This is a genomic window from Falseniella ignava (genome assembly GCF_002847645.1).
Taxonomy (GTDB): domain Bacteria; phylum Bacillota; class Bacilli; order Lactobacillales; family Aerococcaceae; genus Falseniella; species Falseniella ignava.
The window spans coordinates 14,900-35,968 of the sequence record NZ_PKHE01000001.1 but is presented as its reverse complement, the minus strand read 5'-3'; the positions used below and the strand labels follow the sequence as shown (position 1 = coordinate 35,968).

General features: G+C 39.4%; 23 protein-coding genes. 5 read left to right on the top strand and 18 right to left on the bottom strand.

Features of this window, described 5'->3' with window-relative positions; translation table 11 throughout:
- Positions 1–46 precede the first annotated feature (46 nt).
- A complete protein-coding gene (locus CYJ57_RS00185) occupies positions 47–643 on the top strand; it encodes an NUDIX hydrolase (RefSeq protein ID WP_219525529.1) in 597 nt (198 codons plus the stop codon).
- Positions 644–667: 24 nt separating this feature from the next.
- A complete protein-coding gene (locus tag CYJ57_RS00180; RefSeq protein ID WP_101953607.1) occupies positions 668–2,119 on the top strand; it encodes an FAD/NAD(P)-binding protein in 1,452 nt (483 codons plus the stop codon).
- A gap of 61 nt (positions 2,120–2,180) precedes the next feature.
- On the opposite strand, the gene CYJ57_RS00175 is transcribed toward CYJ57_RS00180, so the two are convergent.
- The 6 genes from CYJ57_RS00175 to CYJ57_RS00150 all read right to left on the bottom strand — a co-directional run bounded on the left by CYJ57_RS00175 (position 2,181) and on the right by CYJ57_RS00150 (position 7,136).
- Positions 2,181–2,906 (bottom strand): SIR2 family NAD-dependent protein deacylase, encoded by a 726-nt coding sequence (locus tag CYJ57_RS00175; protein WP_101953606.1) that lies wholly within the window; start codon positions 2,904–2,906, stop codon positions 2,181–2,183.
- Between the two features lie 136 nt (positions 2,907–3,042).
- Complete coding sequence (locus CYJ57_RS00170) at positions 3,043–3,303, bottom strand: type B 50S ribosomal protein L31 (protein WP_006700765.1); 261 nt, start codon at positions 3,301–3,303, stop codon at positions 3,043–3,045.
- 124 nt (positions 3,304–3,427) lie between these two features.
- The gene (locus CYJ57_RS00165; protein WP_101953605.1) at positions 3,428–4,573 is read right to left on the bottom strand and encodes a metal ABC transporter permease; all 1,146 of its coding nucleotides are present in this window, start codon (positions 4,571–4,573) and stop codon (positions 3,428–3,430) included.
- Positions 4,567–5,451, bottom strand: a complete 885-nt coding sequence (locus tag CYJ57_RS00160; RefSeq protein WP_006700763.1) for a metal ABC transporter permease — start codon at positions 5,449–5,451, stop codon at positions 4,567–4,569. Before CYJ57_RS00160 ends, CYJ57_RS00165 begins: the two co-directional genes overlap by 7 nt.
- Positions 5,430–6,197, bottom strand: a complete 768-nt coding sequence (locus CYJ57_RS00155) for a metal ABC transporter ATP-binding protein (RefSeq protein WP_425319849.1) — start codon at positions 6,195–6,197, stop codon at positions 5,430–5,432. Before CYJ57_RS00155 ends, CYJ57_RS00160 begins: the two co-directional genes overlap by 22 nt.
- An 18-nt stretch (positions 6,198–6,215) precedes the next feature.
- The gene (locus CYJ57_RS00150; protein WP_006700761.1) at positions 6,216–7,136 is read right to left on the bottom strand and encodes a metal ABC transporter solute-binding protein, Zn/Mn family; all 921 of its coding nucleotides are present in this window, start codon (positions 7,134–7,136) and stop codon (positions 6,216–6,218) included.
- 118 nt (positions 7,137–7,254) lie between these two features.
- Here CYJ57_RS00150 and CYJ57_RS00145 point away from each other — a divergent pair, with 118 nt between their 5' ends.
- Positions 7,255–7,905, top strand: coding sequence for a metal-dependent transcriptional regulator (locus CYJ57_RS00145; RefSeq protein WP_101953602.1), 651 nt, complete (start codon positions 7,255–7,257; stop codon positions 7,903–7,905).
- A gap of 44 nt (positions 7,906–7,949) precedes the next feature.
- On the opposite strand, the gene CYJ57_RS00140 is transcribed toward CYJ57_RS00145, so the two are convergent.
- The 7 genes from CYJ57_RS00140 to CYJ57_RS00110 all read right to left on the bottom strand — a co-directional run bounded on the left by CYJ57_RS00140 (position 7,950) and on the right by CYJ57_RS00110 (position 14,472).
- A complete protein-coding gene (locus tag CYJ57_RS00140) occupies positions 7,950–9,137 on the bottom strand; it encodes a MalY/PatB family protein (protein WP_101953601.1) in 1,188 nt (395 codons plus the stop codon).
- A gap of 23 nt (positions 9,138–9,160) precedes the next feature.
- A complete protein-coding gene (locus CYJ57_RS00135; RefSeq protein ID WP_101953600.1) occupies positions 9,161–9,382 on the bottom strand; it encodes a YdbC family protein in 222 nt (73 codons plus the stop codon).
- A gap of 13 nt (positions 9,383–9,395) precedes the next feature.
- A complete protein-coding gene (locus CYJ57_RS00130; RefSeq protein ID WP_101953599.1) occupies positions 9,396–9,848 on the bottom strand; it encodes an aminoacyl-tRNA deacylase in 453 nt (150 codons plus the stop codon).
- Between the two features lie 12 nt (positions 9,849–9,860).
- Positions 9,861–10,946: a M42 family metallopeptidase gene (locus CYJ57_RS00125; protein ID WP_101953598.1), complete on the bottom strand. Its 1,086-nt coding sequence runs from the start codon at positions 10,944–10,946 to the stop codon at positions 9,861–9,863.
- A gap of 119 nt (positions 10,947–11,065) precedes the next feature.
- Positions 11,066–12,334: a transcription termination factor Rho gene (rho, locus tag CYJ57_RS00120; RefSeq protein WP_101953597.1), complete on the bottom strand. Its 1,269-nt coding sequence runs from the start codon at positions 12,332–12,334 to the stop codon at positions 11,066–11,068.
- Between the two features lie 31 nt (positions 12,335–12,365).
- Positions 12,366–13,628: a UDP-N-acetylglucosamine 1-carboxyvinyltransferase gene (locus CYJ57_RS00115; RefSeq protein WP_101953596.1), complete on the bottom strand. Its 1,263-nt coding sequence runs from the start codon at positions 13,626–13,628 to the stop codon at positions 12,366–12,368.
- 16 nt (positions 13,629–13,644) lie between these two features.
- Positions 13,645–14,472 carry a hypothetical protein gene (locus tag CYJ57_RS00110; protein ID WP_006700753.1) on the bottom strand — a complete coding sequence of 276 codons (828 nt, stop codon included), beginning with the start codon at positions 14,470–14,472 and terminating at the stop codon, positions 13,645–13,647.
- A 145-nt stretch (positions 14,473–14,617) separates the two neighbouring features.
- Between CYJ57_RS00110 and CYJ57_RS00105 the strand changes: the two genes are divergently transcribed.
- Complete coding sequence (locus tag CYJ57_RS00105; protein WP_101953595.1) at positions 14,618–15,352, top strand: TraX family protein; 735 nt, start codon at positions 14,618–14,620, stop codon at positions 15,350–15,352.
- Here CYJ57_RS00105 and CYJ57_RS00100 read toward each other — a convergent pair.
- The 5 genes from CYJ57_RS00100 to CYJ57_RS00080 all read right to left on the bottom strand — a co-directional run bounded on the left by CYJ57_RS00100 (position 15,338) and on the right by CYJ57_RS00080 (position 20,100).
- Complete coding sequence (locus CYJ57_RS00100; protein ID WP_101953594.1) at positions 15,338–16,171, bottom strand: glycosyltransferase family 8 protein; 834 nt, start codon at positions 16,169–16,171, stop codon at positions 15,338–15,340. The genes CYJ57_RS00105 and CYJ57_RS00100 overlap by 15 nt on opposite strands.
- A gap of 108 nt (positions 16,172–16,279) precedes the next feature.
- Positions 16,280–17,137: a class II fructose-1,6-bisphosphate aldolase gene (gene fba / locus CYJ57_RS00095; RefSeq protein WP_101953593.1), complete on the bottom strand. Its 858-nt coding sequence runs from the start codon at positions 17,135–17,137 to the stop codon at positions 16,280–16,282.
- A gap of 83 nt (positions 17,138–17,220) precedes the next feature.
- A complete protein-coding gene (locus CYJ57_RS00090; RefSeq protein ID WP_101953592.1) occupies positions 17,221–18,840 on the bottom strand; it encodes a CTP synthase in 1,620 nt (539 codons plus the stop codon).
- A gap of 196 nt (positions 18,841–19,036) precedes the next feature.
- Positions 19,037–19,648: a DNA-directed RNA polymerase subunit delta gene (gene rpoE / locus CYJ57_RS00085; RefSeq protein ID WP_006700748.1), complete on the bottom strand. Its 612-nt coding sequence runs from the start codon at positions 19,646–19,648 to the stop codon at positions 19,037–19,039.
- A 38-nt stretch (positions 19,649–19,686) separates the two neighbouring features.
- Positions 19,687–20,100 (bottom strand): DUF1934 family protein, encoded by a 414-nt coding sequence (locus CYJ57_RS00080; RefSeq protein ID WP_006700747.1) that lies wholly within the window; start codon positions 20,098–20,100, stop codon positions 19,687–19,689.
- 114 nt (positions 20,101–20,214) lie between these two features.
- On the opposite strand from CYJ57_RS00080, the gene CYJ57_RS00075 reads away from it, so the two are divergent.
- Positions 20,215–21,060: a lipoate--protein ligase family protein gene (locus CYJ57_RS00075; RefSeq protein ID WP_180764336.1), complete on the top strand. Its 846-nt coding sequence runs from the start codon at positions 20,215–20,217 to the stop codon at positions 21,058–21,060.
- The last annotated feature ends 9 nt before the right edge of the window (positions 21,061–21,069 follow it).

Genomic DNA, 21,069 nt, shown 5'->3' with positions numbered 1-21,069 from the left:
TTGTGATTTGAATAGTAGATTGGAGATATTCTTAATGGATTCATGGATGAAACGATTAAAATCATATCAACCTCAGCCCCTAGGCGTCCAGCGCATCTATGCGATTTTAATGCCGCTCGTCCAAATTCAGGACGAATGGCACCTTCTTTTTGAAATACGCAGCGCAACCATCTCCCAACCTGGGGAGACCTCATTCCCTGGCGGACGCGTTGACAACGATGAAACTCCAGGGCAAGCCGCAATTCGCGAGACTTGCGAAGAGCTGCTAATCGAGCCTGAAACCATCAAAATCCTTGGGGAATTGGATTCAATCATCGATTTTGGAAGATGGATTCACTGCTTTGTCGGTGTATTAACCGAATTTGATATCGAAAATTTTACAGCAAATTCAGAAGTGGAACGAATCTTTACCGTACCCATCGAATTCTTTAAAACCCATCCCCCTGAAATACACGCTTTAACAAGAACTTACGACGTCAAACGTGATCGCTTTCCATTCGACCTTATCCCCGAAGGACAGCGTTATCCTTTTGATGCATTGAGTGATTATCCGATCCTATTTTATTCGCTACCCGATGAACGTCTGTGGGGAATCACCGCAACGTTTGTTAATCGTTTGATTCAATTTATTTACGAAAATTAATTATATTAAAGGAGATTAAATCTCATGAAAATGGCCATCGTTGGCGCTGGATTAAGCGGTGCGACATTAGTCAATGAATTCGTCCACCATCCAACTATCAATAAACTACAAATAGATGTTTGTGAACCCCGTAACTTACTATGTGTGGGACAAGCCTATCAACCTGATACTGACGAAGCAATTCTTAACTTACATGCCCAAGACGTATCTGTTAAACCCGGTGATCCTTCCGATACGCTCAAATGGTTAGACGAACATTACCCAAGTTACGCTGATCCCCATGCTTTTTTACCTCGGTCGATTTATGGTGAATATTTAATTGATCGCTTGGGAGGGGCTTTTGAACACCCTCACGTCCACGTAATTCAGCGTGGTATTAAAGATTTGAAAATCGATAGCGCCAAATATTATCTTCAGTCTGATAATGAGCTCTGGAGTGATGCTTATGACGCTGTATTCTTAAGTATCGGACATCCTCCATATGCCGATTATTATGATTTAGCTGGGCAACCAAACTTTATTCAAAATCCATTTCCGATTCAGGAAAAGCTCCAACATATTCACCCAACCCAGCGTGTTGGAATTATCGGTACGTCGCTTTCGGCAATGGACGCTTTAAAGTTTCTCGTTCATCACATCCAATTCGATGAACCCATTCAATTACTCAGCCACATTGATACCCCCTTTAACTCTGTAAAAAAATCAAGAGATTTAGGAAAGATTTATAGTGCCATTAATCATAACTGGATTGATTCACAAGTTAAGAAATGGGGCCACTTACCGCTTAATCAATTCATCAAAACCCTAAAAAGTGATTTAAAAGAAAATCAAATTGATCTCGAGCAACTCAAAATATCCGAGTCAATGGGGTCTCTTAAATCCGTTGAAGCTGCGCTTAAGCATGATGAACCAGAAATCAACAAATTACAATCCTATATTGTTTATTTAAACCAATTTTTCCCTGATCTCTATCAAGCTCTGACACCAAGCGACCGAGACCGCTATGAACAAGATTACGCACCGAAATTTAATCGCTATCTCAGTCAAATTCCAGCTGAATCTTTTGATGTATTTTTTAAAGCGTACCATCAAGGCCAAGTTGATCTTGTCTCTAATATTCAGTCCATTGATATTCAAGATGATGAAAGCTTTCTCGTTACAACGCAAGAAAATAAACAAATTGCAGTAGATCTATTAATTAATACTGCAGGATTTGAATTCGATGTGACTCGAGCCGCCCACCATGATCCTTTCGTCAAAAATCTTTATGATCGCGAAATCATTACCCCTTACTACCGAGGTGGAATCCATGTCAGTTGGCCTAATTGTGAAGTTATCCGGCCGAGAAGTGGTCACCAACCAAATCTTTATCTATTAGGACATTGGATTTCAAAGATTCAATATGCCAATAATAATATTTTATTGATCCAACAAAAAGCGCGTGAATTGGCCCGAAACTTGATCAATCAACTATAAGTATTATTAAAAATACGTGCGGAAGATGCTTTATCGATACATCTCTCGCACGTATTTATATCTATAGATAATGTTGAATTTGTTGAAGCGCCTGACTGGCTTTTTGATGAAGAACAACATCTGCATAAGAGTCTAACGGCGTGGGTTCTAAATTGATAATAATCAAATGTTTGACCAGGCTAGGCAAATATGCCACCGGCATGACTTCTAAGGATGATCCGATAACAATCATCGTATCCGCACGTGCAACGGCAGTCATCGCTTGATCAAACGCTGTCGGCATTGAATCGCCAAATAAAACGACATTGGTTCGCAATATTCCGCCGCACTCAGGGCAGCGCGGAGGAATCTCTCCGCGTTGAATCCGTTGATCAAAAGTCATCGCACCTTCTGAATACCCGCAATCTTCACAATGATTCTTTGAGGCATCGCCGTGTACTTGCAATACCGATTGGCTTCCTGCTTTTTGATGCAAATCATCGATATTTTGCGTAATAATCTCCTGCAAATAACCTCTTTGTTGCCAATCTACTAATATTTGATGTGACACGTTCGGTTCTTTATCGAGCACATCTTGAATAATGGTATAGCCCTCTCGATAATATCGTTCAGGATTTTGATACAAAATACTCACAGATAAAGCTTCCTGCGGCAGGATCGTTTGATAATACCCTCCGGTCCCTCTAAAATCTGGAATTCCCGATTCGGTCGATATCCCTGCGCCTGTCAAAGCGACCAAATGCTTGGCATCCTTAATTAATTGAGCTGCTTTTTGATAATGATCCACGTTTTAACCTCTCCTTTACGAATATTATTCCCCCAATGAATCTCTGCTCTAAGTGTAGCGTTGATACATAAAAAAAGCTACTCCCCGAAGAGAGTAGCTTTCACCTTGGAAATATTCCAGTGGCATATCAAAATGATTATTCTGCGTTTTCGTCTTTGAAGCCGTATTTCTTGTTGAAACGGTCCACACGACCATCGGCTTGCGTGAATTTCTGACGTCCAGTGTAGAATGGATGAGAGTCTGATGAAATTTCAACACGAATTAATGGATACGTATTGCCATCTTCCCATTCAACTGTCTCGTTAGAAGTTCTTGTAGAACCAGATAGAAATTCATAACCTGTCGTAGTATCACGGAATACGACTGGATGGTATTCTGGATGGATATCTTTCTTCATTCTATTACTTCCTTTCTGCCGTGATCTATAGGCTAGACCACAGTTATTCGTACCTATATTGTGTAACATACGAATTGTAACACATACCATTATAGAACTCAATCAGAATTCGATTTAAAATCGATTAAATTTCGTAATATTCTCGAATATAATCTAAACGAGCTTGTCCTAAGGAAGTTAATTGATAAATTTTCCGGTCTGCATCAACATAAATTAAATCCGCTTTAAATAACTCTTTCAAAGTCGTGTTAATGATATTTTGATTCCACTTAAAGTGTTCTGACAGCGTATCGACTGCCAATTCTTCTTGTTCTTGATTTTGCTGAGTATGACTTTGAATATGTAATAAAATCAAATCTTGCTTCAATTGATGTTTACGACGTCTTTGAATAATTAGCGAAGTAATTAAGCCTTGACGATGGAATAAAAATACTAGGATAAATGTTAAGCCTGTAATGACGGAAGCCATCCCCCCAATCGATACATTCAGAACAATGCCGATAATATAACCCAAAGTGGCATTCCAAAAAGCGTAACAAGCCGATAACGTGAGCATACCACTTAAGGTTTTGCTCGTTAAATAAGCTGTTGCTCCAGGCCCCACTAAAAAAGCAACCACTAAAATCGCCCCTACAGCATCGAAGGATACGACCGTCGTAATTGAGACCAATGTCATCAATAAGTAAAAGAGCACGGTCATATTATAACCTGCCATGTAACCAAAATCACGGTCAAAGGTAGTAACTTTTAATTCTTTAAAGCATAGCGTAATAAATAAAAGGTTAACCCCGAATAAAACAACCATCTCAACCACCGCGCGTGGTAAATCCCACCCGAATAATTCGATTCGAGCAAATGGAGCGAATAATACTTCCCCAGTTAACACCACATCCATATCCAAATGAACATTGCTAGCAAAGCGTGTAATTAAAATGACTGCTAGCGCAAAGAAAAATGGGTAAACAATTCCAACCGCATCATCATTTTCTACCAGACCCGTTTGAGTCAATCCTTCAGTCGCCCAAACCGTTAAAATACCAAAAGTTGCTGCACCAATAATCAGCAAAGGCGAGTCTAAATTTCCTGCTAAAAAGAAACCTAAGACAATCCCAAGCAAAACAGAATGTGAAATGGCATCGGCAATCATTGATAATTTACGTAGTACCAAAAAGGCGCCAATCAAAGCACAGGTCACCGCAGTTAAAATTAACAAGACATAAGATTCAAATGACGTTATAAATAACTTTAATATTTCATCCCATACTAACACTTTGATGACCTCCTTTGTCGCCAACGATGGATGACACCACGCCGTCCGATGACTAGAGAGATTAGGGCTAAGGTTGTCATTACGACAATAATGGTGGGGCCTGTACTAAATCCGAGATGGACAGTTGAAATATAAGTTCCAATCACTGCCGAGATACCTCCAACACCTGCAGCAATAAAACAGACTTTATGATATTGATTACTCCATTGTAAGGCTGTAACCGCTGGAACGATTAACAATGAAGCAATAAGGATTGTTCCGACTAATTTAAGACCTACCCCAATGATAAACATTGTCATTAAGACGAGTAAGGTATACATTGTTTTTGCATGAAATCCTGTAGCTTGACTATACCCTTCATCAAAAATAAAAATTTTAAATTCTTTAAAGAACAGAGCGAAAATGGATAATGAAATAATCGAAACAATCAATATCAAACGGACATCTTGTTCCATAATATACGCTGCTTGACCAAAGATATAATTATTTAATCCTGCTTGCGATTGTTGTGAATAAATGGGGTGTCCTTGAATCCAAGTTTTTAATACCATCCCCATCCCAAAGAACATCGATAACACAATGGCTAGAATCGCATCTAACTCAACTTTTGAATAATGATTGATTAACTGAATTAAGCCAAAAGCTAACGTCCCAGTAAATAGAGCTCCCAATAATAAATAAGTTGGATTTTTTGTTAACGTCAGCATAAAAGCAATAATAATCCCTGGATAAGCCGCATGCCCTATCGCATCTCCAATCAGCGATTGTCCTTTTAACACACTTATCGTCCCAATCACACCTGCAGAACTAGCGAGAAGGAAGGTCCCTACCGCAATTAATATGAAGGAATAGCTGGTTAAGATTTGCCAATCGAGCATGGTGATTCCTCCTCCGGAAGTATCGTCTGTAAGGATAACATCTGGGCCTGTTCAAGATTTTGTTTTGTAAAGACTTGGTCAAGCGGACCTGCAGCAATTAATTCTTTATTCAAGATCACTAAATAATCAAAATAGCTCGATAATGTGTTCAAATCATGGTGAACAACAATCGATGTTTTTCCTTCAGATTGAGAACGTTCAAGAAAATCAATAATAATTGCTTCCGTTCGCTTATCCACTCCAGCAAGCGGCTCGTCCATCATATAAATATCTGCTTGTTGAGCGATAGCTCTTGCAATAAACGTACGTTGGCGTTGACCGCCTGATAATTGTGAAATTTGACGGTGGCGCAATTCGTATAAACCGATCTCTTCTAATGCCGCATCAGCAATCTCTCGATCGAGCTTCGTAGGGCGTTTAAGCCATCCTAAGTGGACATAACGGCCCATTAAAACCACATCTTCAACGGTTGTCGGAAAATTCCAATTCACCGAAGAAGTTTGCGGAATATAGGCGATTTCTTTCAGTAAATCTTTCGCTTTTTTACCTTGAATCAAGACTTCACCTGCTAAAAGGGACTCTAAGCCTAGAATCCCTTTCAGTAGAGTGGATTTACCCGCGCCATTGGGACCAATGATCGCCGTTCGCGATCCTTGTGGAATATCTAAGTCCACATCCCAGATGACCGGTTTGTCATGATAAGCCATTGTCAAATCGCGAACTTGAATCAATGGTTGACTCATCATCAACACTCCTTTATTTAATTATTTTAAGTGACTTGTAATTAAATCAATATTATGTCGATACATTGTTAAGTATGTATCTCCAGGTTGTCCTTCCGGTGCCAGAGAGTCTGAGAATAATTCTTGACCTTCACCGTGAACGACTTCCACATCAAACCCTTTTGCTTTGCAAGCTTCTTTTAATTTTTCCATTCGAGCAGGGTCTGTCGTAGATTCTGCAAAAATTGCTTTAATCTTGTTCTCGACAATCGCATTAACCGTTTCATCAATATCGGCATTCGCCACCTCTGTATCCGTTGATACACCTTGTGGTGCAATTACAGGAATTGCATAGCGTCTTGATAAGTAATTAAATGCATCATGCGGAGTGACTAAAAAACGATTTTCTTCTGGAATTGCTTGGAATTGTTCTTGCGCGTACTGGTCGAGTTCATCGAGTTCTGCTAAATAAGCTTCTTTATTCGCTTCAATGCTATCTTTCGCTTCTGGAACTAATTCAGATAATTTTGCCGCCGCATTATTAACTGCTTCTTTGTACAAATCGATATCAAACCAGAAGTGAGGGTCAATGACTATCTCACCGTCCTGTTCCATCCGACCAACCTGATCTTCAGTAAAAGTCTCTGAAACTGCGTATCCTATTTCTTCTAAAACATCAATCATTCGACCTTCAAAGTGCAAACCGTGATATAATACCAAATCTGCTTCCTTTAACTTTACTAAATCTTGTGGCTTCGGCGTATAAACGTGCGGATCTTCTCCCGCCGGAATAATTAACTCATTATTCACTGCATCCCCAGCTAAAACATTCACCATATCATACAAAAACGAAGTAGTGGCGGTTACAGTTTTCTTCTCTTCAGCATGACCTACAAGACCAACTTGACCTAAACATAACATTCCTAAAACGAATGCAACAATTATTTTTTTAAATTTTGACATCTTTACATCTCCTTTAATATTTTCTAATTTAAGGCTACCCTAAAATAATTTTTAGGTCAACCTAAAATTGATACAGGATTAATTTTTCATGTTATACTAACCTTAAAGGAGGCGACCTATGACACCGAGTAAAGAAAACTACCTGAAGGCGATTTTTGAAATGGGTGGTGGCACACGGCATGTGTCAAATAAAGAAATTACCCAATTACTTAACATCTCTGGAGCTTCCGCAACGGAAATGAATATTCGCCTGGAACAGCAAGGATTACTCCACTATATTCCCTATAAAGGTGCTAAATTAACTCAGTCTGGATTAGATTTATCCATTGAATTAATTCGTAAACATCGAATTTGGGAAGTTTTTCTCGTCGACGTATTACATTATGATTGGTCTGAAGTACATGAAGAAGCCGATCGCCTCGAACACGCTTCGAGCGACCGACTGATTGAACGTCTCTATCAATTTTTAGGACAGCCAACGCAGGATCCTCATGGCGGGACCATTCCGGTGCTCGGCAGTGGTTGGACGAGCGATAATTATTTGCCATTATCATCCCTTGAAGAACCTGTTAAATTCGTGATTCGAGCATTTAATGACCAGCGTGAGGTGTTAGATTACGCTGATCGATTAGGCATCTCTCTCAATGGATCCTATCAATTTATTCAACAAGAGCCCATTGACCAAGCCTATCGTATTATTAATTCGCAAGGTGATGAGTTGATAATTAGTCTTGATTTAGCTCAATCAATCTATATTGAATTAAACTAATAATACCGTGGAGCCGAATTTTTCGGTCTTCCACGGTATTTATGTTAAGCCTTGTTTTCAAAGGGGGTTAAAGCTTCAATCAAACGATTGAGTGCTTCTTCTAAAGTTGCTCTCGGACAAGCGAGATTGATTCGCATCAATCCCTCACCCGCTTCTCCAAACCAAATTCCTGCATTCAATGCTACCCCAGCTTTTCGATAAATTAAATCTTCGAGCGTGGCCTCATCGAGCAGATAATTCGAGAAGTCTAAAATAGAAAGGTAGGTAGCTTGTAATTCTAGTATTTCAAGTGACGGCAGTGATTGAGCCAAACGCTCTTTCATATAATGATAATTATCATTGAGATAGACAATTAACGTGTCTAACCAGCTATCTCCATACTGATAAGCCGCTTCCACTCCAACAAAGCTGAGAGGATTACAGAGTCGAATTCCCATTTGTTCTAAGTGACGACTGAATTTTTGACGAATTCCTTCATCTGGAATGACCATCGCCGACCACTGTAATCCCGCAATATTAAATGATTTACTCGGAGCCATACAAGTAATAATTCGTTGATAATAGGCTTCGCCTAATTGTCCTATCGTTGTGAACTCATACCCTGGCATAATAATATCGTTATGGATTTCATCCACAATGACTTGAACATCATATTTGAAGCAAATATCAAACATCCGTTTCAATTCATCAGGTGTATAAATTCGACCTAATGGATTATGCGGTGAGCATAAAATAAATAAGCGAGTCAGTGGATCTTTGGCTAGCGTTTCGAAGTGTTCAAAATCGATTTGATATTGATCTCCCTGACGAATTAATGGGTTATTAGCTACTTGTCTTCCATTATTGATAATACTGTGATAGAAAGGTGGATAGACGGGTTGTTGGATTAGTACTTGGTCCCCGGGTTGGGTAAAAACTTGAATCGCATTATTTAAACCTACGACGACCCCTGGTGTATTTACAATCCATTCGGATTTGATTGTCCAATGGTGACGGCGTTCGACCCAACTTGCAAAAGCTTGATTTGCTTGTTCCCCCATTGAGTATCCATAAATTCCATGTTCTACTGCTTGTTTTAAATGGTTGATTACTTCGGGTGGTACTCGAAAATCCATGTCTGCTACCCATAGTGGTAGCGCTTCTTGATTACCAAACATCTCTTCTAAGGTCTGTGGATCCCACTTTTTACTTAAAGTGCCTCGCCGTTCCACAACTTCATCAAATTGATACATTTTTCGCTCCTTCTTTTGTATCGCTAGTTAAACAATTCTTCTAACAAATTATGTAAACTTCGTAATTCTTCTTCAGTAAAGGTAACTCCCTTACCCATTTTTGAATAATCTGAACTCCAGTCCCGAATATCATACTTTGCTTCGCGCCCATTCCAAGAAACGCGAGTTAATTCTTTAGACCAACCGTTCGGTTTTTCCGATAATACACCGACGTGCTCTTGAATTTCAAAACTAAATTCTGCCATCTCTTCTATCCTTTCAATGCTCTGAAGCTACATTGCCATATTGTCCGTTTACAAGTTCTAGTAATTGGTCTGGTTTCATCCCAACTGAAAATTTAACTCTTCCACCACTAAAAATTATTTTATCAAGTGTCTTCGCCGAATCATCAAGAATTGTCACGAAGTGTTTTTTCATCCCGATTGGCGAGCACCCTCCGTGCACATAGCCAGTTAAAGGTAATAATTCTTTCTCTTTAATCATATGGATACTCTTCTCACCCACGACTTGGGCTGCTTTCTTGAGATCCAACTCACAATCGAGTGGAATTACAAAGACATAGTGTTCCTTTGACTTCCCAACGGTTACCAACGTTTTATAGATTGGGGCATCGGAGATAGAAGGAGTATCACCTTCAAATTGATATGCATCATAGTCCAGACGTTGTTGATCTAATATTCGCATTACATTTGTTTTATCTTTTTTTGCCATTTTATTCATCACCTAATACGAACGCAACTCAAATTGATCGATATCTTCTTGAGTTAACCCTCTCAATGTCGCTAACATGAGTTGACGTGCATCCTCAAAATCTTGATAACAAATATAGCTTGCATGACTGTGAACATATCTTGCAGGCACACTGATCACACCACATGGAATACCCTGTTGCGCTAAATGAATCGAACCAGCATTCGTACCGCCACCTTCCCTTACAGCATGTTGAAGCGAGATGTTCTTTGCCTCAGCTGCGGATTGCAGCCATTGAATAATTCGTGAATTTGATATATAGCTTACATCGCGGTGACGTATTTGCGGTCCAAAACCTAATTTTCCTTGTTCGAGTGCATCGCTCGATGTAAAGTCATCACTTGGGCAACCTTCAAATACAAAAGCCATTTGTGGCTTGACCCGTTGTGCTGTCACTTGAGCACCACGAAGTCCAACTTCTTCCTGAGTAGAGAATGCAGCCACTAGATTATACGGTAGCTGATCTAATTCATCCGCCAGCTCATTCATAATCGCTACCGACAATGCAACGCCAATCCGATCGTCAAAAGCTTTGCCTAAAACAAAGCCTGTTTCACTTTTTACTTCCGCTTGCGTGGCTGGAACGATTGGCTGTCCTACTTCAATTCCATAGACTTCAATGGCTTCTTCGCGTGATCTTACGCCCACATCAATTTTCAAGTCTTGAAGTTCTATCTTGCGTTCACGTTCAGCTGGGGTTAGGAAGTGAATGGGTTTGGAAGTACAAATACCTCGAATATATTCTCCCCAACGATTACGGACAAAGTACGTCTGTCCGGCAATATGTTCATTCATCCACCCTCCCAATGTCTGGAGCGTAATTAAGCCGTGCGCATCAATGCCTTTAACCATTAAGGCTACTTCATCTAAGTGCGCATCTAACATCACAGTTGGTTTACTTGAATCGATAGACTGGAGATTAAAGTAAGTGTTATGCATGGAATCTACCTGCATCGAGTAAGAACCCCTAAATTGTTGCAACACTTCAACAACTTCCTCTTCGAATCCAGGAGCTCCTTTCGCGTTCGATAGTGCCGTAATTAAGTCAATATATTTCATCGCCTGCCTCACTTTCTATATATCTAATTATAGAAGAAACACCCTTTATCGCCAAGCGCTTCCAAGAATATTTCATGATACTTCTATAGATCAAAAAAGACGACGGTACCGTCGCCTTATTATTTCATTTGAGTTAGTTGATTCATTTGTGCAAAGAAATCTTCATTATTCGCTGTATTCCGCAACATATTAACAAATTGATCGGTATAATCTAGCGAATCACCGGTCATCATTCGACGGAAATTCCAAATCGATTCTAGCTGTTCCGGCATCATTAATAGTTCTTCTTTTCGCGTACCTGAACGTTGAATATCAATCGCAGGGAAAATACGTCGCTGCGCTAACTGACGTGACAGGTGCAACTCCATATTCCCGGTCCCTTTAAATTCTTCATAAATGATATCGTCCATCCGGCTTCCCGTATCAACTAAAGCAGTCGCTAAAATAGTCAGTGAGCCACCGTCTTCAATATTGCGAGCCGCTCCAAAGAAGCGTTTTGGGAAATAAAACGAAGCCGGGTCTAAACCACCACTTAATGTTCGCCCACTCGGTTTGACTACTAAGTTGTATGCTCGAGCTAAGCGAGTAATACTATCCATTAGAATTACAACATCTCGTCCATCTTCTACCAGTCGCATTGCCCGATCTAAAACGAGTTCCGCAATTCGAATATGATTTTCAGGTTTTTGGTCAAAGGTTGACGAAATAACTTCGCCTCTTACTGAACGTTCAATATCGGTCACTTCTTCGGGACGTTCGTCGATTAAAAGTACTAATAACTCGACATCCGAGTAATTGGCCGCAATTCCATTCGCGATTTCTTTTAAAGTCGATGTCTTACCGGCCTTCGGTGGCGATACAATCAACCCACGTTGTCCAAATCCAACGGGTGATACAATATCAATCATCCGATTGGTTAACGCATTGGCTTGATACTCTAATTTAATTTGCTCATCAGGATACAGTGGTGTCAGGCTCGGGAAGTGATCTCGTTCCTTCGCTAATTCTGGATCTTTCCCATTAACCGTTGAGACTTGCATTAAGCCATAATAACGTTCGTTTGATTTGGCAGGACGAGCTGGCCCTGCCACTTTATCACCATTTCTCAAATCAAAACGACGAATTTGAGAGTTAGAAATATAAATATCTTCTTGACTTGGTGAATAGTTAATCGGACGTAGAAAACCGAAATTATCACCAGGGATAATATCTAGGACTCCTTCAACATTGAAAAAGCCTTGTTTTTCTTCTTGCGTACGCATTACTGCGAGTGCTAATTCTTTTTTATTTAATTCACTATAATTAGGAATTTCCAACTCTTTCGCATAATTATAGAGTTCTTTCACTTCTTTATTGAGTAACGTTTCTAAGGAGAATTCATCGCTCATTGATTGCCTCTTTCTAATACGTTCATTCCAATTATTCGTCCTCTTCAATCATCTCAATATCCGCGCCGATTGCTTTCAATTTATCAACAATATGCGCATAGCCTCTTAAAATATGGTCAACTCCAGTAATCACCGTCTCTCCCTCAGCCATGAGACCTGCGATGACAAGACAAGCTCCTGCTCGTAAGTCACTTGCAACAACCGGAGCTCCGGTCAGCTTGCAAGGGCCTTTTAGGCGAATAATATCGCCATCGACACGAATATCTGCTCCCATTCGATTTAGTTCTGGAATATGCTTCACGCGTTGTGGGTAAATTGTATCCATAATGGTCCCTTCTCCGCGCGTCTTCAGCAATAATGCAGTTAAAGGTTGTTGTAAATCAGTTGCAAAACCAGGATATGGTAAGGTCTTAATGTTAACCATATTGAGTTCATCTGTGCGCTCGATATCGATGGTGTCTTCACCAATTGTCATTCGTGCGCCCATCTCATCTAATTTCGCAATAAAACTTTCAATATGTTCATAAATCACGTTATTAATCCGGACTTTCTCTCCCATGGCTACTGCTAAGGAAATATACGTCCCGGCTTCGATACGGTCAGGGATAATCGTATGATTGGTACCTGTTAATTCTTTCACACCTTCAATCCGGATTACGTTGGTTCCAGCACCACGAATGTTGGCTCCCATTTTATTCAGTAATGTGACAACATCAATAATTTCAGGTTCTCTTGCCGCATTCTCGATGATAGTCTTACCTTCTGCTTTGACAGCAGCTAAAATAGCATTAATCGTCGCTCCAACAGACACGACGTCCATATAAATTCGGTTGCCTTTTAGTCCATTTGGCGATGTCAAGGTAATGACACCGTACTGATCATCAACTTGTGCGCCTAAAGAGCGAAAAGCTTTCAAATGTTGGTCAATCGGGCGAGGCCCAATCACACAACCTCCAGGTAATCCAATGACTCCTTCGCCGAATTTAGATAAAAGTGACCCCATAAAGTAATATGACGCTCTTAAACTTTGAATTTTACCTGTTGGCATCGGAATGGATTGAATTTCTGTCGGGTCGATTCGTAATACGTTATCTTTGAATTCTGTTTTAACGTGAAAATCATTCAATATTTCAATCAATGAGTGCACGTCTTGAATATCTGGTACACCCTCTAAGACAACTTCAGAATCAGCCAAAATAGCTGCTGGAATTAAAGCCACAGTACTATTTTTGGCACCGTTAATTGTAATTTCTCCATTCAGTGGATTTCCACCGCGTATAATCAACTTTTTCATAGTTTACTCCCTTAGTTTAAAAATCTTGATGTATCGACGTGCGCAATTCTTCGTCAATATTACTTAAAATACCTATCTGTCTTGGATCATTCAATTGAGCTTGCTGACATAAATGATGCAACAGTTGGTGAATCTCTTCCGCTGTCATTAAGCTCCGGTGATAAATCCGCTCTGGCGACAAGTAAATGGCTTCGTGCGCAACGATATTACGTATATCTTTTTCAATTCGACGCAATGTTTGTGCAGGGGTTACAAAGGACGGATCCATTGTATCTTGCATCAATTTAATTAAATGGCTCGAAGACACATAATGGCCATAGTTAAAATAATCACCATAATAATTTTGCCATGTTTTGCGGATTACATTATCATCCGCTTCGATCTTTTCTTGGATCCAATGAAGCCCTTTATAAATCTGGCGCCCATCATCCGTTGGTTTAATAACAGGTTCCATATAATGACTCAACTCGGGAATGGCATGCCGTTCAATTAATAATGCAAAGAGATCTACCATAACTGGTGAGATTGCTCTGAAATAGTCTGTCCAAGCTTGACGCTCATAGAGTTGATTCATATGGTGAATATAGCTGTAGATTCTTAATTCTAATTGCGAAGGTGCTAGCAAGTAATTTCGTTCTAACACCACGGCTAATTCACGGATTGACTCTAAATCATTGGTGAGATATGCTTGCGCAAGTTGCGTTAAGGTGATTTGCTTTTGCCACTTCTTGGCATCTGCTTGGTGAAGGGTTTCTTGAAGGATTGAATACTGACGATGCTCAATCATATGCTCTGTTAATGCAGCAAATACGTGATGCTCACATTCTTTGTATTGTACTTCCATTTTGCGCTCCCCTCCATTTCATTCATATCGCTCATCGATTTTAACACATTTGGCTATAAATATAAAGTTGATATACCTATTCAATCATTGCTATAATAAAGCTCACTTATTAATACGATGTAATTTAAAAGAAAGGATCACTTAGATGAATTCATCGCACTTAACAGATCGCTCTCCAATCAGCGGTACTACCCTTAAAATTGTCGGAATGCTGTCAATGTTGATTGATCATGTGGGGGCTTTTTTATTGTTGCCATGGATCAATTTTCAATTGATGGGCATAACATCTGCGGGCGCTCAATCTGCTGCCACTTGGCAACAGATTTACTATGCTACGCGTGCTATTGGCCGGTTGGCCTTCCCTATTTTTTGCTTTCTAATTGTTCAAGGTGCTATTCATACCCGTGATATCCAACGTTACCTACTTCGTTTAGGGATATTTGCTTTATTATCTGAGATTCCCTTTGATCTTGCCAGATCGCAAGTGCCTTTTGATTTTTCTGCCCAAAATGTATACTTTACGCTCTTTCTAGGATTACTTACATTAGCTGGTATAAAACATTTTAAAGCCAACACACTAGTTCAAGTCGCCATTATTTCTTCCACTTGCGTACTCAGTTACTTTTTAAACACAGATTATGATATTTTTGGTGTTTTATTGATTGTTGTATTGTATCTTTTTAAAGCGGAACGTCTTTATCAAGTGCTAGCTGGAAGCTTCATTTACTTAGGCTATAATTTTTACGCTTTACCAAGCTTTATTTTGATTTACTTTTATAATGGACAGCGGGGTAAATTCAACTCAAAACTATTTTACTTATTTTACCCGATTCATTTAATCATTTTAGCAGGGTTGGCTCGCTACTTAATTTACCCATAACTTTTGTTGTTGTTCTCGTTTTGCTTGGTAATGTAAGTATAATAAATTAAAATCATTATTTGTTTTAGCATCCCATGGCTTATCTTTGCCGCAATAGTGCAAGAAGACCGTTTCTTGCATCACGCGCTGAGTAGTCATGGGATGTTCGCTAAATAGTTCATACACTTTTGGATAGCGAACGTCATAGTTATAAATTTCATCTGGAATTAAATGAATATGGGCTCCGTACAGACCATTTAAGACGTCTTGATCTGGTAAAAGTAATAGGCGCCGATTGGCCTTAATATAATCAAAAATCACCTGATCTGACACATTCTGCCGGCAAGCTTCCAAATTAATTAATAATACGCCTGTATTAATATATTCTTCAAGCTGAGGATTTTGTAGACGTAATCGATTAAATTTTTCCCTCGTCTCATTAATTAATCGCCCATGGCTCGCTCCCGCGTAATAGTTAGCTCCCATTTCTAAATCATACAATGAATCGAGCGCATTAATACATAATATATCAGCATCTAAATATAAGACTCGCTCTAAATGATGAGGTAAATAATCGTGCGCCAACAGTCGATAGTAGATTGTCTCATTCCAGTGTTTTAGGACCGGGGCATGTTGAAAGGCTTCCGCATCAATTAAAATAGGGTGGTACATCATCTGATAAGCTTCACACCATTGGCTGATCCGTTGATTTTGCGCTAAAGGTTGTTTTTGTAAAACAAAAATATCGAAATGTGGTTGTGGATTATTTATGCGAATAGAATATAATGTCGTCAGCATCGGTTCGACAAATCGTTCATCAATAGAAAATAATATATTCATCGGCTTCTCCTTCGTCTCTTTAAGTCTCATTATAACATGATTTACAGATAACGCTGGTAATGAAACCCACAAAAAAAGCTGTGACTTCCGTCACAGCTTTCTTGAATTTTATGCTTTACCTGTTGATCCAAACATATCCATTATTTCTTTGGTAATTTTAATAATCGCTTCTTTACCAGGCCCAATGATTTTACGTGGGTCATAGACTTTGTCATCGGTTGCTAATTTTTCACGAACCGCTTTCGTCCATTGTTGTTGCAATTCCGTGTTCACGTTAATTTTAGCATGACCACGTTCAATTGCTTTTTTAATTTGATGTTCTGGAATTCCAGATCCACCGTGTAATACTAGCGGTGTTTGAGTCGCTTCAGAAATAGCTAACATTTCATCAAAACCTAAAACAGGTTCTCCTTGGTAAGGTCCGTGAACAGAACCGAGTGCCGCTGCTAACGCATCCACTCCAGCCTCTTTTACCATACGTTCACATTCATGAAGGTCTGCATACTGGATACCACCAATTACGCCATCTTCTTCTCCACCAACCGTACCTACTTCTCCTTCGACCGATACGCCTTTAGGATGCGCGTAGTCAACAACTTCTTTCGTCATACGAATATTGTCTTCAATTGGATGATGAGATCCATCGAACATAACAGATGAATAACCTGCATCAATCATTGCTTTACATGTTTCAACACTTGAACCGTGGTCTAAGTGTAAAGCAACTGGAACCGTAATATCCATTGTTTCTAATAAAGCATTGACCATCGCTACAACAACTTCTGGCCCTCCCATATATTTTGTCGCTCCTTCAGAAGCTCCTAAAATAATTGGAGATTTATTTTCTTGCGCTGCTTGCAATACAGCTTGGGTCCATTCAAGGTTATTAATATTGAATTGACCAACCGCATAATGCTCCTCTTTTGCTTTATTTAACATTTCTGTCATACTGACTAATCGACTCATTTATAATCTCCTCTCAGATATTCTGATTCTATTATACCTTATTGTTTTCGATGACAACAGTATTTTTATGAAAACTTTTTGTTTTAATTTACATTGTGATTTTCGCTATGTTCAATACTTGCTTGGATTAATCCTGCAAAGAGTGGATTTGGTCGGTTTGGTCGTGAAGTGAATTCTGGATGTGCTTGTGTTGCAATAAAGAATGGATGATTTGGCAGCTCAATCACTTCAACTAATTTGCCATCTGGGCTCACACCGGAGAAGTGTAAGCCGTGTTTTTTTAACATTTCACGATATTCATTGTTAAATTCATAACGGTGACGGTGTCGTTCATTCATTTGGTCCGCATTACCATAAAGGCGTTTTGCTAATGAACCTTCTTCTAAGACCGCTGGATATAAACCTAAACGCAAGGTACCTCCCACTTGATCGACGTCCGTTTGATCGGTCATTAAATCGATAATACGGTATGGCGTATTCGGGTCGATTTCAACAGAATGCGCATCTGTCAAATTCGCAACATAACGCGCAAACTCTACGGCAGCGAGTTGCATCCCTAGACAAATTCCTAAAAACGGTACGTTATGCGTGCGTGCATAATTAATTGCTAAAATCTTACCATCGATACCACGTTTCCCAAATCCGCCAGGAACAACAATTCCATCAACATCTTGCAATGCTTCTTGAACATTTTTTTCATTAATTTGGTCAGACGCAACCCATTTAATATCGATATCTGCATCATATTGATAGCCCGCATGTTTCAATGCTTCAACGACTGAAAGATAAGCATCCGGTAACTCAATATATTTCCCTACAATCGCAATTTTAACGCTCTTAGATAGATTTAAAACACGTTGTTCCAATTCTTCCCAAGCGGTCATATCAGCCGGCGGAACATCAAAACCAAAATAATCAACTACAAATTGGTCCATCCCTTGCTCTTGAATGGATAAAGGAATCGTGTAAAGTGTTTCAACATCGCGAGATTCAAAGACTGCCTTATAGGGTACGTCGCAAAATAGCGCCAATTTTTCTTTTGTAGAAGAAGGGATTGGCTCTTCGGTTCGAACGACTAGCATATTAGGCTGAATACCGAGTGAACGAAGTTCTTTTACACTATGCTGGGTCGGTTTTGTTTTTAATTCACTCGATGCTTTCAAGTATGGGATTAATGTTGTATGAATATAGAGAACATTCTCAGGCCCAACATTTGCCCGCATTTGACGTAGCGCCTCTAAGAAAGGAAGACCTTCAATATCCCCTACGGTTCCTCCTACTTCCGTAATCACAATATCTGCATCCGTTGTTTCAGCCGCTCGCATGATTTTCTCTTTGATTTCATTCGTGACATGAGGGATTACTTGAACGGTACGACCATCGTAGGCACCTTGACGCTCTTTGCGTAAAATCGTGTCATAGACTTTACCAGCAGTCACGCTAGAGTATTGGTTTAAGTTAATATCAATAAACCGTTCATAGTGCCCTAGGTCTAAGTCGGTTTCAGCGCCATCTTCTGTCACATAGACTTCCCCATGTTGATAAGGACTCATCGTCCCTGGGTCGATATTTAAATACGGATCAAATTTTTGGATATTAATTTTTAATCCACGATTTTTTAAAAGTCTTCCAAGTGAGGCTGCGATAATTCCTTTTCCGATGGATGAAACGACGCCACCTGTTACAAATATATATTTAGTCATATTACTCCTCCTCATTAATTTGGCGATTAAGATCTGCTGACTGGTTGCTTCTTAAAATAAAAAAACTCCTCATCCAGCATGGGATAAGGAGGCTCAGTTTGTTTTGATTCGACTTCTCGCTATGAGAAGTGCCCAAGATAAATAATAATTGATTTTCACACGAGAGTCAACAGTGAGTTCTGCTCTATTCTGTCAACTATTCGTGATCCTCATCATATTCTTCGTCTTCATCTAAACTATCTTCATCTTCATCGTACTCTTCACCGATATCTCCGATCTCATCATCATAATCTTCGAGATCATCGTCCAGTTCATCGGGATCATCTTCAAAGTCATCAAGTTCACGATCATATTCGATATCGTCATCATCTTCATCTTCATCGCTATCTTCATCGAGATCATCATCTTCAAATTCTTCGTCGTAATGATCTGAATCTTCTGGGTCATCCGAATCATAGTCGACCACATCATCTCCGTAAACACTTCGTTTCGATTTACGACGGCGGCGTGGCGCGCTTTCCTCATCAGAGGTGGCTGTCTCTTCATCAATCTCATCAATTGCGAACCATAATCTTAATCCCCAACGGTTATCTCCAACAGAGATAAAACGACCATCAATATTTAAATCGGTATAAAAACGGGCCATAAAACGATTCAACTCATCATCATTTAATTCTAAATATTCTTGTAACTTCATTAAAAGGTCATTAAAGTGATGGATTTCTCCACTTTCTTCAAGAATAGCATAAGCAACTTCAATCCAAGACAATTCATTTTTTTGTTGACCTGCTAAGGTTTTTAATTCCATTATGGGCACTTCCTTCCTGACTTTATTATCTTACCGACTTAGTGATTAAATTGCAATTGAAATTGATATTCTCCCAAAGGTCCTTGGGGTACAGAGAGCTGATAAGCGATATCCAAGCTGACATAATCTGAAGATGCTTGATAAGCTAATTGATTGGTATGTACATCAAGTAACCACAATCCCTGGGGGGTCATATACGGTGTTTGCGTTGTTAATTGATGCTTGAATTGTAAGGTATATTCTGGCATTCGAATCTCCAAGTGATCTATTTGCGCATCGTTCGCCCATTTTAAACTCACATTACGTTGCATCGCATCTTGATATTCAATTTTTCGGTATGACTTCAATTCCGTATAGATTCCTTCACAAGACAATTCTTCGACTTCCCATTCATCGCAGTGACTATATCGAATTAATTGCTTTACTTTAACCTCTACGCTTTGACGCTTCATTCAATTTCTCCTCCTGTACACATTCCTATTATAATCAAATTTCTGCTATAATGAAACTATCGTTACAGATAACTTTATAAATCGATAACAATGAAGTTTAAGATTGGAGTTTTTATGACACAATTAAATGATTTTCTAGCAACTTTCCAATGGCAGACATTAAATGAAGCGAACAACCCAGATGATCAAGATGTAAACAGTGCCTTAGCTTATCAGGACGCTTTAGTACGCTATATCGTACAGCAAAATCAAACTCAGCATGACAAACCCTATGGCGTTCTCCACTTCTATTCAACAAAAATCGACAGCATCTACCTTGGAGCAAAAGATACCCGCGTTGAAAGATTCAATCAAGGAATCGCTTATTTAAAGGATAATGACTATCGAATTGCGGTTCGACCTCATGGTGGATTATGCGTCATTAGTGATCCTGGAATTTGTAATATCAGTTTCGTAGTGGATTCAGATTATTTCGCCTTATCAATTGATGAAGGCTATCAATTGATGGTCGATCTAATAGAAACACTACTCAACCCATACCATCTTCAAGTAGAAAGCTACGAGATTGTTGATTCCTATTGCCCAGGGAGCTATGACATTGTTGTAAATGGTTTAAAATTAGGGGGCATTGCCCAAAGACGTTTCAAATCAGGCGTGGCCATTGCGGCTTATCTAAGTATTGAAGGTAATCAAGAAGAACGTGGTCGATTAGTTCAAACTTTCTACCGGATTAGCGAGGCCGATCCGACCTATCCGCTTGTCAATCCAGCAAGTATGACGACACTCAGTCAATTGCTCGACCAACCCATTACGGTAGAGCAATTCGAGCAAATGATTATGACATATTTTGAGTCGCACACCGAAATTCAACCACTAAGCTATCAAGATTCTACCCTTGATTCAATCTATCAAGAGATGCTATTAAAGCAACACCAACGCAGTTCTAAATATCAGTTATAACACTATAAA

What these genes read in the sequence shown, in the direction of transcription:
- CYJ57_RS00185 (WP_219525529.1), top strand. Translation starts at nt 47, where the DNA reads ATGAAACGATTAAAATCATATCAACCTCAGCCCCTAGGCGTCCAGCGC.
- CYJ57_RS00180 (WP_101953607.1), top strand. Translation starts at nt 668, where the DNA reads ATGAAAATGGCCATCGTTGGCGCTGGATTAAGCGGTGCGACATTAGTC.
- CYJ57_RS00170 (WP_006700765.1), bottom strand. Translation starts at nt 3,303, where the DNA reads ATGAAGAAAGATATCCATCCAGAATACCATCCAGTCGTATTCCGTGAT.
- CYJ57_RS00160 (WP_006700763.1), bottom strand. Translation starts at nt 5,451, where the DNA reads ATGCTCGATTGGCAAATCTTAACCAGCTATTCCTTCATATTAATTGCG.
- CYJ57_RS00155 (WP_425319849.1), bottom strand. Translation starts at nt 6,197, where the DNA reads ATGATGAGTCAACCATTGATTCAAGTTCGCGATTTGACAATGGCTTAT.
- CYJ57_RS00150 (WP_006700761.1), bottom strand. Translation starts at nt 7,136, where the DNA reads ATGTCAAAATTTAAAAAAATAATTGTTGCATTCGTTTTAGGAATGTTA.
- CYJ57_RS00145 (WP_101953602.1), top strand. Translation starts at nt 7,255, where the DNA reads ATGACACCGAGTAAAGAAAACTACCTGAAGGCGATTTTTGAAATGGGT.
- CYJ57_RS00140 (WP_101953601.1), bottom strand. Translation starts at nt 9,137, where the DNA reads ATGTATCAATTTGATGAAGTTGTGGAACGGCGAGGCACTTTAAGTAAA.
- CYJ57_RS00135 (WP_101953600.1), bottom strand. Translation starts at nt 9,382, where the DNA reads ATGGCAGAATTTAGTTTTGAAATTCAAGAGCACGTCGGTGTATTATCG.
- CYJ57_RS00130 (WP_101953599.1), bottom strand. Translation starts at nt 9,848, where the DNA reads ATGGCAAAAAAAGATAAAACAAATGTAATGCGAATATTAGATCAACAA.
- CYJ57_RS00125 (WP_101953598.1), bottom strand. Translation starts at nt 10,946, where the DNA reads ATGAAATATATTGACTTAATTACGGCACTATCGAACGCGAAAGGAGCT.
- rho (WP_101953597.1), bottom strand. Translation starts at nt 12,334, where the DNA reads ATGAGCGATGAATTCTCCTTAGAAACGTTACTCAATAAAGAAGTGAAA.
- CYJ57_RS00115 (WP_101953596.1), bottom strand. Translation starts at nt 13,628, where the DNA reads ATGAAAAAGTTGATTATACGCGGTGGAAATCCACTGAATGGAGAAATT.
- CYJ57_RS00110 (WP_006700753.1), bottom strand. Translation starts at nt 14,472, where the DNA reads ATGGAAGTACAATACAAAGAATGTGAGCATCACGTATTTGCTGCATTA.
- CYJ57_RS00105 (WP_101953595.1), top strand. Translation starts at nt 14,618, where the DNA reads ATGAATTCATCGCACTTAACAGATCGCTCTCCAATCAGCGGTACTACC.
- CYJ57_RS00100 (WP_101953594.1), bottom strand. Translation starts at nt 16,171, where the DNA reads ATGAATATATTATTTTCTATTGATGAACGATTTGTCGAACCGATGCTG.
- fba (WP_101953593.1), bottom strand. Translation starts at nt 17,137, where the DNA reads ATGAGTCGATTAGTCAGTATGACAGAAATGTTAAATAAAGCAAAAGAG.
- CYJ57_RS00090 (WP_101953592.1), bottom strand. Translation starts at nt 18,840, where the DNA reads ATGACTAAATATATATTTGTAACAGGTGGCGTCGTTTCATCCATCGGA.
- rpoE (WP_006700748.1), bottom strand. Translation starts at nt 19,648, where the DNA reads ATGGAATTAAAAACCTTAGCAGGTCAACAAAAAAATGAATTGTCTTGG.
- CYJ57_RS00080 (WP_006700747.1), bottom strand. Translation starts at nt 20,100, where the DNA reads ATGAAGCGTCAAAGCGTAGAGGTTAAAGTAAAGCAATTAATTCGATAT.
- CYJ57_RS00075 (WP_180764336.1), top strand. Translation starts at nt 20,215, where the DNA reads ATGACACAATTAAATGATTTTCTAGCAACTTTCCAATGGCAGACATTA.